Annotated in this window: 11 protein-coding genes; 4 read left to right on the top strand and 7 right to left on the bottom strand. The window is 42.0% G+C overall.

Going from position 1 to position 16,264, the window contains the following annotated elements; all coding sequences use genetic code 11:
- Positions 1-606: 606 nt before the first annotated feature.
- Both J5X92_RS18935 and J5X92_RS18930 read left to right on the top strand, forming a co-directional pair.
- Complete coding sequence (locus tag J5X92_RS18935) at positions 607-1,401, top strand: hypothetical protein (protein WP_126871801.1); 795 nt, start codon at positions 607-609, stop codon at positions 1,399-1,401.
- Between the two features lie 118 nt (positions 1,402-1,519).
- Complete coding sequence (locus J5X92_RS18930) at positions 1,520-2,395, top strand: hypothetical protein (protein WP_208806312.1); 876 nt, start codon at positions 1,520-1,522, stop codon at positions 2,393-2,395.
- A 79-nt stretch (positions 2,396-2,474) separates the two neighbouring features.
- Here J5X92_RS18930 and J5X92_RS18925 read toward each other — a convergent pair whose 3' ends face one another.
- The 3 genes from J5X92_RS18925 to J5X92_RS18915 are packed head-to-tail and all read right to left on the bottom strand — an operon-like array spanning position 2,475 to position 6,632.
- Positions 2,475-3,881, bottom strand: coding sequence for a TolC family protein (locus tag J5X92_RS18925; protein ID WP_126871799.1), 1,407 nt, complete (start codon positions 3,879-3,881; stop codon positions 2,475-2,477).
- A gap of 8 nt (positions 3,882-3,889) precedes the next feature.
- Entirely contained in the window at positions 3,890-4,933 is a 1,044-nt protein-coding gene (locus J5X92_RS18920; protein ID WP_041452620.1) for a biotin/lipoyl-binding protein, read from the bottom strand.
- Entirely contained in the window at positions 4,926-6,632 is a 1,707-nt protein-coding gene (locus J5X92_RS18915; RefSeq protein ID WP_126871798.1) for an ABC transporter transmembrane domain-containing protein, read from the bottom strand. The genes J5X92_RS18920 and J5X92_RS18915 overlap by 8 nt, the downstream gene beginning before the upstream one ends.
- Before the next feature lie 109 nt (positions 6,633-6,741).
- On the opposite strand from J5X92_RS18915, the gene J5X92_RS18910 reads away from it, so the two are divergent.
- Positions 6,742-7,656: a LysR family transcriptional regulator gene (locus J5X92_RS18910; protein WP_208806311.1), complete on the top strand. Its 915-nt coding sequence runs from the start codon at positions 6,742-6,744 to the stop codon at positions 7,654-7,656.
- A gap of 84 nt (positions 7,657-7,740) precedes the next feature.
- Here J5X92_RS18910 and J5X92_RS18905 read toward each other — a convergent pair whose 3' ends face one another.
- Positions 7,741-10,122 carry an Ig-like domain-containing protein gene (locus tag J5X92_RS18905; protein ID WP_208806310.1) on the bottom strand — a complete coding sequence of 794 codons (2,382 nt, stop codon included), beginning with the start codon at positions 10,120-10,122 and terminating at the stop codon, positions 7,741-7,743.
- 501 nt (positions 10,123-10,623) lie between these two features.
- On the opposite strand from J5X92_RS18905, the gene J5X92_RS18900 reads away from it, so the two are divergent.
- Entirely contained in the window at positions 10,624-12,030 is a 1,407-nt protein-coding gene (locus J5X92_RS18900) for a mannose-1-phosphate guanylyltransferase/mannose-6-phosphate isomerase (RefSeq protein ID WP_208806309.1), read from the top strand.
- Between the two features lie 86 nt (positions 12,031-12,116).
- Here J5X92_RS18900 and J5X92_RS18895 read toward each other — a convergent pair whose 3' ends face one another.
- The 3 genes from J5X92_RS18895 to rfbB form a co-directional block, all read right to left on the bottom strand.
- Complete coding sequence (locus tag J5X92_RS18895; protein WP_280116000.1) at positions 12,117-13,304, bottom strand: nucleotide sugar dehydrogenase; 1,188 nt, start codon at positions 13,302-13,304, stop codon at positions 12,117-12,119.
- Positions 13,305-13,346: 42 nt separating this feature from the next.
- Positions 13,347-15,089, bottom strand: a complete 1,743-nt coding sequence (locus J5X92_RS18890) for a glycosyltransferase family 2 protein (protein ID WP_041452622.1) — start codon at positions 15,087-15,089, stop codon at positions 13,347-13,349.
- An 82-nt stretch (positions 15,090-15,171) separates the two neighbouring features.
- Positions 15,172-16,251, bottom strand: coding sequence for a dTDP-glucose 4,6-dehydratase (rfbB, locus tag J5X92_RS18885; protein WP_208806308.1), 1,080 nt, complete (start codon positions 16,249-16,251; stop codon positions 15,172-15,174).
- Positions 16,252-16,264: the final 13 nt, after the last annotated feature.

Raw genomic sequence — 16,264 nt, 5'->3', positions numbered from 1 at the left:
ACTCTTCAATTAAATATATCGAATATGAATCGTCGTTGTGTGACACTCTTAATGAGTGCCCACACAGATTGTCTTGTTATAAATTGTTAAAGAACATAGTGCAGAATCTCGACGCTTTTTGTCGTGACTTCTGCGCAAGGAGGACCAACATTACTCTCAGTTGATTCATTTTCCTTGCTAGCGGACAACCTTGGTTGTCGCAATTCACTAGAAGCTTTGGCTTCTTCGTGACTCACCCTGTTCGAGTGAGGTGCGCATTATACGCTTGAAGCTTTCAGTGTCAACACTTTTTGAAAATTTATTTTCTAAAGCATTTTCTTTAAAACCCCGTCACACTTGACTTTAAAGGTAAGTAGTGACTTGCTTTGTCAGTGTAAGTTATTTCACTTTCCTGTCGAAGCGGATGCGCATTCTAGAGATTTCTGAGCCTGCGTCAACCCTTGTTTTAAGAAAAGTGTAATAAACTGAACCATTCGGTTAATTTTCACTCAGATGAGATAATAAGTAGACAATATGGACTAATTACTAATAGGATGGGACTATAATTCCTATAAAGTAGTAGTCCGTCAGTGGTAATAGACTACGCAATAAATATAAGGTGGATATATGTTTCGTATTACTTCATTGCTTTCATCGGCAGTGCTGGTACTTGCAGTAAGTACACCAGCGATAGGTATGAGTGCAAAGGATGGAACTGTTTCACCGGAAGAAGCTACCTCTAATCAATCAAATCATTTTCAAACCTCGTTCTTAAAACGTCAGGTTGATCAAAACATGTCTGTTGGACGTGCTATTAGTTCTATAGCAAGTCATTACCCTCAAGATGTAGTCTCTATTGTTGATATCGCATTAGATACATATCCTGATCAGTATCGTGAAATTATCTTTGCTGCTATTTCGTCTCAGCCTTCTTCTACTGAAGAAATAGTACAGTTGGCTATAGAGAAAGAAGTAAGTTCATGCCCTAACATCGTTCAGTTGGCGATAATGGCAGAACCTACTTATGTCGACTTCGTTGTTCATGCTGCTGCTGTTGCAACGCCTGAAGAACTGAGCGAGATTGTTCGCGTTGCCGTGCTAACGCAACCTGATGCAGCAGACAGTATTGTTCAGACTTTGTCTCAAGAACACCCAAACAAAATTGTCGATATTATGACGAGCGCACTTAATGCAGTGCCTTTTGTTGGTGAATATGTAGTAGATGCATTGTTAGCTGTATTTCCGAACGATGCAAAAACAGTAGTAGAAACGGCCGTTAGAGAGTCGTCTCAGCAACGTGAGCAAGTTATTCGTATATTAGCCACTGCCCAACATGCGGGTGTTCAAGACGATAAGCTAAAAGAATATGCTTTGGCTGCCGGGTTATCTGAAGAAGACTTTGATTCAGCTATCAATAACTAATTCAGCAAAACTAAACAATCTTTCAATCTTACGTAAATAATACGTAAAGATAAGACCCTTCGTCACTTTTGTAAGTCAGAGTAGGTAATTCCATATTTACTCTGACTAACGATAAGCCATGACGCAAAACAATGACGACTTCTCCCCATCTAAACAACCCATCGTTTGTTTAACCAGCCTATCTCATTCTGGGTCTACGGTATTCTCAATGGCATTAGCGTGTCATGAGAACCTCATATCGCTTGGAGAAATATATCAAGTTTTACGGATGGGCCCGACCTATTGGCTAAACAAGCAAGCACATCTTTGCAGTTGCGGCGCCCCCGCTGATAAGTGCGAATTTTGGCAACCTGTATTATCACAAATGCGAAGCCTAGATATCTTAAACCCCGCAAAGCCAAATTATTATCCAGATGCTTACGCTACTTTGCTCTCTCAATTTTCTACATTATATGGTAACGACTATCAACCCATAGATACCTCTAAGGGTGTAAAACATCTAACGTTGCTGGCAGGTTCTAAGACTATTGATGTTAGAGCGCTATTTTTGATCAGAGATGTTCGCTCTTACGCAAGCTCGCAGGCAAGATTAGCCCGGTCGCAGCCTCGCAAAGGATTAAAGAAGGTAAAGGGCCACTATTGGTATCAGATGATGCGATGGCTAAGTGACAATAAGAAAAGAGAATCTCTCTTAAACGAACTCGCTTTGCCCTTCGAAGTGGTAGGTTACGAACCGTTTTGTTTCAACCCCAGTGAAACTCTAGACAACGTTTACGACTTTTTAGCGTTGCCAAAAACACCACGTAACGAAAACCTAGGGAAATCGACACATCATGTGTTGTTCGGCAATCCCATGCGAAATTGTGAAACACGTAAAGCTGAGATTCGATATGACGACCGGTGGTTTAGTGAAACCAACTACATGTTAGCAGCTGCACTTATACCTACCTTAATGCAATATAACCAAGCGCGAGTATATGCATCAGGTCAATAAGCGCTCTCATCAAGTTGAAAGCCAGCTTTGAAAGTAAAATAGAACCATAAGATTAAACATTTTTTGGCCACCTACTGAACTAGTGATTAACCGTGTGCAATGCAGCAACGACACGATAAAGCATAAGCTCAGCATTCAACAAATCGACATTGGTTTCAATCGCTTTCATTTGCGCCTTTATCTCATTGGATGCCCTAGCGTTTAGCGTAAACATATCACTGTCGCCCGCGTCGAAACGTTGAAGCTCCATACTTGATAGTACCTTGGCGAGTTCTGCATTTTGTTGCTGTAAACTAGCGATCTCTTTTGCTTGCACCCAATACTCATAAGCTTTTTCGAATGCTTGCTCGATGGATTGCTTGCTAGATACATACTTGTGTTCGAGCTCTCGTCCCTTCGACACAAGTTTAACTTGCTCAGCTTTTGCCTTTCTATTACCTAGCGGATAGGAAAACGCCAAGGCCACTTTGCTCTCTGTACCGTCAAGTGAATTAGGTCCGCTCCCGATATCTCGTGCCAAAGACGCCTTCAGGTCAAGTTTCGGCAGCAACGCATTTTTAGCCAAGACTTGCTTGTTCTGAACCACCGTTTTACTCATGCGCAATAACGCTAACTGAGGATGTTGAGTAATTTGTTTGCGTAGCTGACTTATTTGCGAAGTACTTACGCTAAAAGGCCAATGAATATCTTCCGATAATTTAGTTTCTGTTATCGGAATCATTTCACCTTGAGTATCGCGCCAATAGTAAGACAACGTTCGGGCATGTGCGTTGCGTTTTTGCTTCAACTTAGCCACTAATAAACGCTGTTCTAAAATATTCGCTTTAAACTCGGTAAGCGTGGCCCGTGCTAGATCGCCTTTTTCAACCCGAGTAGATAGTGCACGTTCACGTTCAGCAGCGCGGCTCAATAATGATTCCACCGATATCACCTGCAACGCGCTCTCATACCATAACAAATACTCGGTTAACCCTTTGTGTAAAAAGCTATTCAGCAAGTCTTGCGCTTCAGACTGCCATTGCTGTGCAGCTAACCTTGCATTTCTTACCCCTACTCTTCGTTTATCGACTTCTCGGTTCTTTAATAACGAAAGTGAAATTCCTACGCTGGCCTCCCCGCCAGAGAGGGTTTCATATTCTTGTTCGTAAACAGGAAAGTCACCATCAGACACACGGTACTCTGTATAAACTGAAGCGTTCAACGACTGAAGCGGCTTTATCGCGCGTTGCTGTAGTGCCAAACCATCGTAATAACCACTTACTCTGCTAGATGTTTGTTGCTCGATAAAAGGGTCGAACTCGCTAAGCGCAATATCGATATCTGCACCGCTTTGAATTTCACCTTCAGCAATGGCCTGAGTATAAGGATGGTGATACTGCATTGACTCGATAAGCTCAGTTACCGTTGGCAGAGCTGCGGCGACTGCGCAGCTCATCACAGAAACGGTCAATGCAAAGGCAAACGTAACAACATGTAGTTTTCTCATGCTATCCCTTACCAACTCGACGTTTTAGTTTGAGATGATTCGGGATCAGCGGTTTGCTGGGGAGGAAAGTTATTCAGTTGTCGCCACAGTTCATAGCCCAACTTCACTTCCTCTAACAATACCCACGCTTTAACGCGGCTTCCTAACCGCGTAGCGCTTTCTTTAGGCCATGGTACGTCATCTGCATCAGGCATTATCCACACCTGAAACGTACCAGCGGTACTTGCCACCGGCTCAACGTAAACCACCTCGCCACCGAATGTGCCTATAGAACTACCCGGCCACCCGCTAAATTGAAACACTGGCCAGCCTTCAAACTGTAAACGCGCCTTGGCGCCCTTTTTAACTAGTGGCGCATCTAGCCCTGTTACCGTTATACGTATACTACGTTTGGCGTTCAAAGGGATAAACTGCCCTAACACCGCCCCTGCTTTTACAAATGTTGAGACTCCACCAGAGTAAAGCCTAATAATAGTGCCATCTACTGGCGCCACTTTTGTTTGAATAGACTGACGCGATAAACTCATGCTTACATCATTGATGGCAGATAGAGAGCTTGCCGCCTTAGCTTTTAACTCCTGCACCTTTATTTGCGCTGCTTCTACATCTTTGCGAGACACTAGCCCCTGCTCTTGTAACCCCATTTGACGTGCTAAATTATTTTCAGCGTTAGCTACTGCTGTTTCATTAGCTTGATGCCCAGCTTTTGCCGCCGCTAGTTGAGATTGCAATTTCTCTAATCGGCCAGCGTCGGTATCAATTAATGTGACGATAGGGTCGCCCGCCTTTACTTGCATACCTTCTCGCACATGCCATTGCTTTATTTGCCCATCAACTAAAGCACTAATCGCTTGCGTTCTATCGACGGGATCTAAAGAGTCGACCATTCCTGTGCCGTAGGCCGTTTGCATCCATGGTGTAAACCACAGAATAAGCGAAGCACACACCACCATCGCTAACACCAATCCACACACCACTTTATGAAGCTTCGGAACATGTAGTGAAGATAAAGAACTGACATTATCTAAAAATCGCTTTTCTGCACTATTCATCATTTGCTCCTTCCTGCGACACGTTTTGGCTAAGAACGCTTTCTTTTGCAGGTTCAGCTGCCACTACCTCGGCACTGTCTTTTAGATAAATAACACCGTCCAAACAATGAGCTTCAGGTGTGTTGGTAAAATAAAGTACCGTACAACTAAGTTCAGACAAACGGTTTAACAATCGTAGGCGCAGTGCTAGCGGAATAGCGTCGAAATGTTGATTAATGATAAGCACTTTGGGCTCTTCAATAATAACTGCGGCCAGCTTTAACACTAGGAATTCTAGCGGCTGCAATGGCGCCCCTAATACCGACACTTTAGAATCAACCCCGTTAGGCAGCGCATCAATAACGGTATCTAATTCAACAGCCGCCAAAGCAGCTCTAATTTCAGCAAAGCTCGCTCTTGGGTTTGCCAATCGTAAATACTCTTCGATGGAACATTCAACGATAAGAGAGCGGTCTAGCGTATTAATTGCTTGGCGTAATTCATAGGTATCGAAATCATACAAGCTTAAGTCACCAAGCAGTAGCTCACCTTTTTGCGGCTTTTCATAGCGCTTCATTAGCCCAATAAGTTGCTTTTGAACCCAACTCTTATTCGTAGTAATGAAGTACTTACCACCCGCTTCAATTTGCAAATCTATTAAACAGGTATCGCTACCATGGGTGAGGTGTAACTTATTAAAAATTAACTGCGAAGAGTTTGGCACCCGATCTGCTTTTTCATTAACGACTTCTTGCGGAATAACCAGGGCAGAACCTATCTTTTCAGCGGCGCCATACAATTCATAGTAAAGCTTTAAATATTGCGTAAAACGCGACAGCCCAAAGAATACCGCAGACATTATTAATTCTGCAGCCACCAACTGACCGATAGATAGCTGGCCTTGTACCACCAGCACACCGCCAATACCTAACAACGCCGCACTGGCAAATGCATAGAGCAACAAAAACATTGCCACTTGGGCAAACGTATAGTGAAAGTGGCTTTTGTGTTTGGTGATGTAATTATTAATAAAGTTATCGGTACTTCTACCCGCATATTCAACATGGTCAGCCGATTTAAAAAATTCATGGGCCGCAGCAATGTCGTTTAGCCATTTGGCCGAATCGTACTTTGCATGAGACAGCTCGATAGCAGAGCGTTTGGCCCCCGTACCCCATATTTTCCATATGGCATACATCACTAATATAAGCACTAAGTTAAACGCAAATAACATGGGGTGATAAAATGATACTAGCGTAAAGCCCACCAGCATTTGCAATACCAACGCGAACCCATCCACCATAAGTGAAGGCACATTCTTCTGAAAGGTCATAATGTCGAAGTAACGCTGAGTAATATTGGTATTTTGTCTGCCTTCAAAAAAACGATGCTCCGCCATAATGGTTTTTAAACTGATCATAGCGGTAAGGCGTGCATAAACTTTGCGTTCGTAATATTCCATAATGCGCATTCGAAGCGCACTAAAAATACCCGATACGAAGAGTGTTAGAAACAGCACAATAGCAAGTATGACAACCGAGCGAACAGAGCCAATATTAGCAATACTATTAATCAATGTTTGTACCGCAATAGGCACAGCTAATGTCATTAAACTAATAGCAACACCATAAGCTATGGCAACCCAGAAAAAACCTGACTCTGGCTTCAAAATAGCAAACAAGGTTTTCCTCGTTGCGTGTAAATTAATGACTTTTCCCATAATTCCTTCAATAGCGCCGAGTGATACTTCGCATTTTATCTAGTGTAATTCAAATAAAAGAATACTAAACCTGTTATATTCTTATTAGTTCATCGTAAAAACCTTACTTATGCATCACCTCAACTATCATCATCTCTACTACTTCTATTTAGTGGCTCGCGAAGGCAGTATTGCGCAAGCCGCTAAATTACTTCACGTTACTCCTCAAACCGTTAGTGGGCAACTAAGTACTTTTGAAAATCAAATTGGTTACCCGCTTTTCGATAGGGTTAATAAACGCCTATATTTGAATGATAAAGGAAAAGTAAGCTTCCAATATGCCAGTGAGATCTTTCATAAAGGCCATCAGCTAGCAGAAATACTAAACGCCGGTGATGAAGTAAATACTAAAGAATTTGTGATTGGTATTACTAATGGTATACCTAAAGTGCTTTTTTATGACTTCGTTCATGACACTATGCGCAATTTCGCTAACGTTAAATATGTTATCAAAGAAGATAGCTTCGATGGATTACTAAAAGAGCTCGCAATTAATGCAATTGATTTCATTGTGGCCGATAGGGGGATTGCTCCGGGCTCACAGGTGAATGCTAACAGTCACTTTCTTGGAGAAAGCGCGCTAAGCTTTTTTGCCAAAGCGCTCCTTTCCAACAGTCAGACATTCCCTGATTGTTTAAATCATATGCCATTACTGATTCAGGGTAATACATCCGGTATTCACCATGCGTTAATGAGCTGGCTAGAAACAGAGCAACTCTACCCAAAGATAGTAGCAGAGTTTGATGACACCGCACTGCTAAAGCTATTTGGTAGCGAGGACTTCGGCGTGTTTTGTGCGCCATCGGCCATATCAAATCATGTGGAAGCACAATATGGTGTTCATTGTATTGGGCAGGCTCACTCGCTGAATGAGAGGTACTATGCGATTACGGGGAAAAGTCGAGTAGATTTTACTATTACTGAATCTATTATTAAGGCGGCACGCATTATCTTAGGTTACTCACAAAAGCTGATAGGTGCTTAGTTGGAATGAACTTTGTGATTTTCAATACAAAAGAAAGCCGAGCATGTGCTCGGCTTGAGTCATAATTCCGATAACAACAATACGTTATTGATCAAGCTTTGGTGATGAAACTGAACTGTTGTTTTGTGAGTCTGGGGTATTAAGACCATTAATTTCCGTATTTCCCCAAATCTCTGGATAAGCTTCCTCTAGGTTTAGTGGCATAAAGAAGTTAAGCCTTGGAACTGTACCAACTGGCTCAACGCTGTACCCGTCGCTATAGTTGATAGTACCTACTTGATATTCAATGGTAGCCATTAACCCTGAATCTGTTACACCAAGTAGTTCCCACTTAAAACGACGCTGAAAGACAAACGCACTGTTCTCTCTAAGACCATCTAGCGTTAAAAGGTCCCCCTCTTGCTGCCACTGAAAGTTATAGAGCGCACTGTCATCCACAAAACGAGAAACAGGTAAATCTGGCTCAGAATAATCTATCTCGGCAAAAACCCTACCGGCAGTACCATCACTATCAAAGTAGTAACTCCACAAATCTTCCGCTAGTGGTAAATCATTAACAAAAAGCGAAGCGCTCAAGGTAGAAGCCCAAACCATTGGTGGCGTAGACGTTACATCAAAACTCTCAGGTAAACTGAAGTCGATACTATGCATATCAGCCGCATACTTTATTACGTTTCCGGCCTCTTCATATTCGTACACAGCAATTAAGTAATCATTCTGCTTTTTGAACGGTGTTACGGTAAATGATTTACCATTTACAGATAAACTAATTGTACCGCTGTCGAAAGCCCAACTGCCCTGAGTACCAAACAGACGAGAATTCACCGTGTTGTCATCGTTAAAAGTAAGGTGATCGCTTATCATACCTTCCAGAGAAACCGGATTGCCTTCTTGGTCGTTTAAGCTGTACTCAAACTCACTGTTATAGGCGACTACCCAAGGAGATGCCAACACGTCTTCACGAGAAAGCGAAATGGCTTCAGAAGTATCACTGTAAATGGAGGTATAAGTTTGAGGATACTCTGTGACAAACTTAGGTGCTCCATAACTCTCATCAACCGCTGGCGTTATCGTTAGCTCTATAACTTGTGATACCTGGGCAATCGCATTGCCACCATTTTCGTACACTAATTCGAAACTCTCAAAAACCGGGCTTTTTTCTATTCTCCATTGAGCAGAGTAACCTTCTTCATCTGCTGCAAGAATTTGCAATACTGTTTCTTCATCGAAGTATTCGAGGTAGTTCGATGGGCTTAGCGGAAATTCAAGGCTTGGGGTTGCATCTGGGTTCACCACTACAAGCACCCCATCATCTACCGACCAACTAACACTATCTGAAAAAATGTTGTAGTAGTTTTCGGCTGACGATTTGCTTCCTGTTCCATCGTCATTGAATGTATAAACCGCCGAACCTTTAGTCGCTAGGTACGCTCCTGCGTTATAAGTAGCAAAGGTTTTGCCTGCTACCGATGATTCACTGTAGCTTTGTTGAAGCGTGTCATCTTCTAATGTTTCAACACGGGCTGTGTTAATTGCATCGGCGAACGCATCGGCATAGGTACCGTCTTCGTTTATCAGCCCTAAATCATTTAAATAGGCACGAATGGTAGTGAGAATGTTTTCTTCACTGTCGGCAAAGAATGAAACCGTATCCGTACCATCAGGTAACGAAAAATCTTCATTGTCAGCAAGTACCTTTATAAAGCTTGCAAGGCCTAACACTTTCTCAAAATCGGCTTCAGCGACGTATACGTCAAAACTTGCTTCCCCGCCGTCGTTTACATACTCAGTGTACATAATAGAAAGCGCGGTGCTTACATGGGTGATTTTACTTTCTAAGAGCAGTGCATCTGAAAGCTCGTTAGTATCGTTCTCACTTGCAAGCGCTCTTAAATCTAAGAAATTACCCATCCGCGACACTAAACTTATGTGGTTTTGGTCACCCGCCCCGTTAGCGTTAAGCACTAAGTAACCAGGGTTTTCACTGACAAGAATTGGAAGTGAATATCTGCCATTGCTATCAGTAGTTGCAGTCGCTAGAACGTCACCATTATTGTTAGTAGCAGTAACCTCTCCATTGTTTAAAGGCGCATCGGTTGCAATACCAGAGATTGTGACAGACTGTTGGTTAGTGATCGTAACCGTTGAACTTGATGACAATTCACCATCGGTAACTTCATACGAAAAGCTCACATCGCCCATTGCTTGCGCTGAAGGCGTATAAACCAATGTATTATTTGTAATGGTGACTTCGCCGACATCAGGCGTGCCGACTGCAGAAATAGTAAGCGCATCACCATTTGGATCGTTGTCATTCGCTAACACGTCAACAGTAACAGCTGAATCGTTCAGCGTGGCTGCAGCATCAGCAGTTAGAATGGGAGCTTGGTTTTTTTCGTCTGAACCACCGCCGCAGGCAGAAAGAAAAGTTGCACTTACAACAAGCGCAATAATGCTATGTTTCATTACTCAACGTCCTTATCAATTTTTATTGTTTTTTTAACAATACCATTTAATTTCCAACGCATAATAGCTTATGAAAATTCGAAATGCATTACTAAGTAAATGGAATGTAAAAGAATGGCACTGATAGAGATATAGGTAAAAAGCGTAAGGTACTGTTTAAATTGGAAATAAAAAAACCAGCTACATAGCTGGTTTTTTTTCGTGTTCGAAAGCTAATTACTGTTAATCGGCGCCAAATAAATCGCGGCTGTACACTTTCTCTAGTACGTCTTCAATGTCTTCTGTTACGCGGTTAGCAACAATTACAGGGCAAGGTCGTGTAGGTTTTACTATTATTGAATCTGCTATTCAGGCCGCGAAGCATATACTTGATAAGGCTAAGTAGACTGAAAATGATGGCATCCTAAAGCTAAAGTCTGCGTTGTAAGTTACTCTACCATTTCAATCTTCTAACAACTTAGTATACTTGTTAAAAATACTCAAAAAACCAAGGAAAGCTTAATGAAGCCAGTTATTCTCGCTGGAGGCACTGGAAGCCGGTTATGGCCTAAGTCTCGCGCAGCACTCCCTAAGCAATTTCTATCACTTACCTCTGACAAGACAATGATTCAGGAAACCGTTACACGGCTAAACGGCTTAAGTCATGACGCTCCTATTATTATTTGCAACGAAGCTCACCGCTTTCTTGTCGCAGAACAAATGCGCCAGATAAATATTGAGGACAGCGATATTATCTTAGAGCCAGTGGGACGAAACACTGCTCCCGCTATTGCGCTTGCTGCACTTAACGCAACGGAAAATGGTGAGGACCCTGTACTGTTGGTACTTGCTGCCGATCACCTCATAAAAGATTCAAAAACCTTTCAGGCCAAAATTAAAGATGCTGAAAAACTCGCTTTAGAAGGCAAGCTTGTTACTTTCGGTATAGTACCTACCGAAGCACATACTGGATACGGATACATCAAATCTGGTGACAGTGTTAACTTGGGATTTAAAGTTCGCCAGTTTGTGGAAAAGCCAGATTTACCTACCGCAAAGCAATATATTGATTCTGGGGAATATTTCTGGAATAGCGGTATGTTTATGTTTAAAGCAAGTACATACCTTACAGAGCTTAAAAAGTACAACCCCGAAATTTTAGCTATATGTAAGAAAGCCACATCAGAGACTCAACGCGATTTAGACTTCATTAGAATTCAAGAAGATATTTTTAAAACATGCCCTGACGACTCAATCGATTACGCTGTAATGGAAAAAACCGAGAGTGCAGTAATGGTTACATTAGACGCCGGTTGGTCTGATGTAGGAAGTTGGTCATCTTTATGGGAAACAGGTGAGAAAGATGAAAACGGCAACGTTGTGGTTGGCGATACCTTATTGGAAAACACCAAAAACAGCTATGTAAACTCAGAGCACAGATTTGTTTCCGTTATTGGATTGGAAAATGTTGTGGTGGTAGAAACAAAAGATGCCGTGATGGTAGCGAATAAGAACGACTCACAACACATTAAAAACGTAGTTAATCATCTTAAGTCAAATAAACGCCCTGAGTTTGAATTTCACCGAGAAGTATTCAGGCCTTGGGGAAGTTACGACTCAATAGACAATGGTGGCCGCTTTAAAGTTAAACGTATTACGGTAAAACCAGGTGAAAAGCTTTCGGTTCAAATGCATCATCACAGAGCTGAGCATTGGGTTGTAGTGTCTGGCACGGCCAATGTCACGGTAGATGATAATGTGAATTTATTAACTGAAAACCAATCAGTCTACATTCCAATCGGCGCAGTGCATTCGTTGGAAAATCCTGGCAAGATCCCCCTTGAACTTATCGAAGTTCAATCAGGCGCATATTTAGATGAAGACGATATTGTTCGCTTTTCGGATAGATATGGCCGAAGCCCAAAATAAGCAAAGAGTCATTCAACTGACTTGAGTTAAAAATAAAAAACCAGCTACATAGCTGGTTTTTTTTCGTGTTCGAAAGCTAGTTACTGTTAATCAGCACCGAATAAATCACGGCTGTACACTTTATCTAATACGTCTTCAATGTCTTCTGTTACGCGGTTAGCAACAATTACATCAGAAATAGATTTAAACTCTTCTAGATCTTTAATTACGCGAGAGTGAAAGAAATCGTCTTCGGCAATTACTGGCTCGTAAACCACTACCTCAATACCCTTCGCCTTAATACGCTTCATGATGCCTTGAATGGCACTTGCTCTGAAGTTATCAGACCCAGACTTCATGATTAAACGGAAGATACCCACCACTTTAGGCTGTCGACTCACGATAGAATCGGCGATAAAGTCTTTACGGGTGCGGTTGGCATCAACAATAGCCTGAATCATGTTGTTAGGCACTTCACTGTAGTTTGCCAACAACTGCTTAGTGTCTTTAGGTAAGCAGTAACCACCATAACCAAAGCTTGGGTTGTTGTAGTGATCGCCAATACGTGGATCTAATCCAACACCTTCTATGATTTGTTTCGTGTTAAGACCACTACGCTCTGCATAGCTATCTAGTTCGTTGAAGTAAGCAACACGCATAGCTAAGTAAGTGTTAGCGAAAAGCTTGATAGCTTCAGCTTCGGTGCTATGAGTGAAAAGTACATTAATGTCTTCTTTAATAGCACCCTGCTCTAGCAAGCCTGCAAATGTTTTTGCACGCTCACTTAGCTCACCCACAATAATACGACTTGGGTACAAGTTGTCGTAAAGGGCTTTACCTTCACGTAAGAACTCTGGTGAGAAAATAATATTTTCAGTGCCATGGCGCTCTTTTGCTTCAACAGTAAAACCTACTGGAACGGTAGACTTAACCACCATTACCGCATTAGGGTTTACTCGCATAACCTCTTTAATTACCGCATCTACTGAACTGGTATTAAAGTAATTGGTTTGTGCATCGTAGTCTGTAGGCGTTGCGATAATGACAAACTCGGCATCTTTATAAGCAAGTTCAGTATCTAACGTTGCTTTAAGGTTAAGCTGCTTGTTATTTAGATAGTCTGTAATTTCTTTATCTTCAATAGGAGACTTTTTGTCGTTCAGAAGATCCACTTTCGCTGGTACTACATCAACCGCAATAACTTCGTTGTGCTGTGCCAATAAAACTGCGTTCGATAAACCTACATAGCCTGTGCCTGCAACGGCTATTTTCATGCTTTGTGGTGTGCTTTCCATAATTTCGTTTTCTCCGTAACTAGAAGCAATGACTATAAATTATCAATATGAAGCTAATAAAACACTCTGCTCTTCTTTTGTCTTAAGCGCAAAGTTTTCGCGTTTCAGCGTTAAATTAGGGTTATATGCAGGGTCATGTTTAATAACATGAGACCACTTTGTTTGTAGATATTCAAGCTCGCGATTAAACCGAGCCGCCTTTTCAGGCGAAATATCTAAACCGCGACTGACCGACTCATGATGATATAGCTCAGCCTCGGCACAATACAAGTTTCTAACCCCCAACTCTCTTACCCGTAAACAGAAGTCGACATCGTTAAAGGCCACCGCGAGATTTTCTTCGTCTAGGCCACCCACTGCACCAAAATGGCTACGCTTTACTAACAGACATGCCGCAGTAACCGCACTGTAATTTTGTGTTGCAGCAAGTCGTTTCAAATACCCAGGATGATAGCGTGGGAAATATTTATGAGCGTGACCTGCTCCACCGCCGTAGCCGAGAACTACGCCAGCATGCTGTATACGGCCATCTGAATAAAGTAATTTAGCCCCTACGCAACCTATATCTTCACGCATCACATGGCCAGCCATATAAGTTAGCCAGTCAGGGCTAATAACTTCAATATCATTATTTATTAACCCTACTACTTCTCCTTTAGCATGTTTTACGCCAAAGTTGTTTATCGCTGAGTAATTAAATGGTCCAGGGTAGTTTAAAACGCGAACTTCTGGGAGTTCTGCTAATGTTTCAAAATAACGAATGCTCGCGTCTTCATCGGAACCATTATCAATGAGAAGAATTTCATAATTTTTGTAGATGGTTTTTTCACGGATGGAATCTATACACGCCTTTACTAACTCTTTGCCATTTTTAGTGGGGATTATTAAAGATACCAATGGCTCGTTAAGTGTTTTCCACAGCACGCAGTTAACTTTTTGATGTTTTGAAAAGCTCGACACCGCACTACCCTGTGAATTCAAATCATCAGAGATTGAAAGCAATTCGTTTTGCTCACGTTTGACCGAATTTTCTGAATGCACCAAGGTATATGGAATATGCGAGATAGTAACCGTTGATTGCTTTTGCCAAGCAGTGGTAACTAATTGAGCAATAGTACTAACATTGTTCACGGCTAATACATCTGATATCTCTGGCGAAATCAGCACGCCCGTATTTATATAAGCAGTCGAGAGTTGCAGATCTGGATTCCAATCAGGTAGAAACTTAGGGCTTGTTAATACCCCTTTCTGATTCTTTTCATCGGTATCGCAATAAGCAATATCGGTTTGTTTTGCCACTGCAATAAATTCATTTAGTGCAAACTTCGAAAGCGTGTCGCCGGATTTTATGAATAGAGTAGAATGAGATGAATCGCATGCCCCGAGGGCTTCAGATAGAGACGCTACGCTTTCAACATCTTCGTATTGCGAAGCCGTCACTTTACCAACTACGAACACTTTCTTAATTTGACTTAAATAGCGTTGCAAATCTTTTTGTGTGGTGGCTAGAAAGTCAGTTCCTACTACTACCACATTAATTTTTTCTTTATTACTTTCAGAAAGGTTCTCGTATTTATCGCTTAAAGCCCTATCCTGAAGCTTTAAGTAATGCTTATACATTGCCATGCGCTTCTTTTTACTAGGGAAACCATAGAAGAGTCCTGAGCGCTGTAGAGAACGGCTATATAACTCAGTGAGTTGAGCATTTTGTTTAAGCTTTTGTTTCACTGACAAAGGCAAAAGCCCTACCGCACCTTTCACGGTAAGCATTGCAAACTTCTTCATACTGCGTAGGTACCCCGGATAAACAGAAAAAGGCCGCTAATAAAGCGGCCTTCAAGTTTAACATGATTTAAAAACTAAAAAACTAACTGCCAGCACCTAAGCGTTCGCCTTGATAGCTACCATCTAGTACCGCTTTCCACCAATCTTCGTTGTTTAAGTACCATTCAACGGTTTTGCGAATACCGCTCTCGAAGGTCTCTTGGGGTGACCACCCTAACTCGCGTTCAATTTTAGATGCATCAATCGCGTATCGCATATCGTGACCAGGGCGGTCTGCAACATAAGTGATTTGCTCTGAATACTTACTGTCTTTAGGTTGAACATCATCCAAAATGTCGCAAATTGTATTCACTACTTCAATATTTTGCTTTTCGTTATGGCCGCCTATGTTATAGGTTTCGCCAATTTTTCCTTCAAGAGCCACTAGCACCAATGCACGGGCATGGTCTTCCACATACAACCAATCTCGAATTTGATTGCCTTTACCGTATACAGGCAATGGCTTGCCAGCTAAGGCGTTTAAAATAACTAACGGAATTAGCTTTTCAGGAAAGTGATACGGGCCATAATTGTTCGAACAGTTGGTTACCAATGTAGGTAGCTTGTAAGTGCGTAGCCATGAACGCACTAACTGATCGGAAGACGCTTTACTTGCAGAATAAGGCGAGCTTGGTGCATATGGCGTAGTTTCAGTGAATAACGGCAGTTCAGTGCCCTCTTCTACTTCATCTGGATGTGGAAGGTCACCATACACTTCATCAGTTGAAATATGATGGAATTTAAAGCCTTCTTTTTTCACATCATTAAGCGTTGACCAATATGCACGTGCTTGCTCAAGCAAGGTATAAGTACCTACAACATTGGTTTGAATGAACTCACCAGGGCCGTCAATTGAACGATCCACATGAGATTCTGCCGCTAAGTGCATAATGATATCGGGTTGATGGGTATTAAGAACAGCTTTTACGCCGTCGGCATCACAAATATCGACTTGTTCGAACGCATAGCGCTCGTTATCTGATACAGATAAAAGCGACTCTAAGTTACCCGCGTAAGTAAGCTTATCTACGTTTACGACTTTATGTTCTGTATCATTAATAAGATGGCGAACCACTGCCGAGCCAATAAACCCCGCACCACCTGTTACTAAAATTGTTTTCATACGTGTGTTACTC

Source organism: Alteromonas sp. K632G (genome assembly GCF_017653625.1).
Lineage (GTDB): Bacteria > Pseudomonadota > Gammaproteobacteria > Enterobacterales > Alteromonadaceae > Alteromonas > Alteromonas naphthalenivorans.
This window is presented reverse-complemented; position numbering and strand designations above follow the sequence as displayed.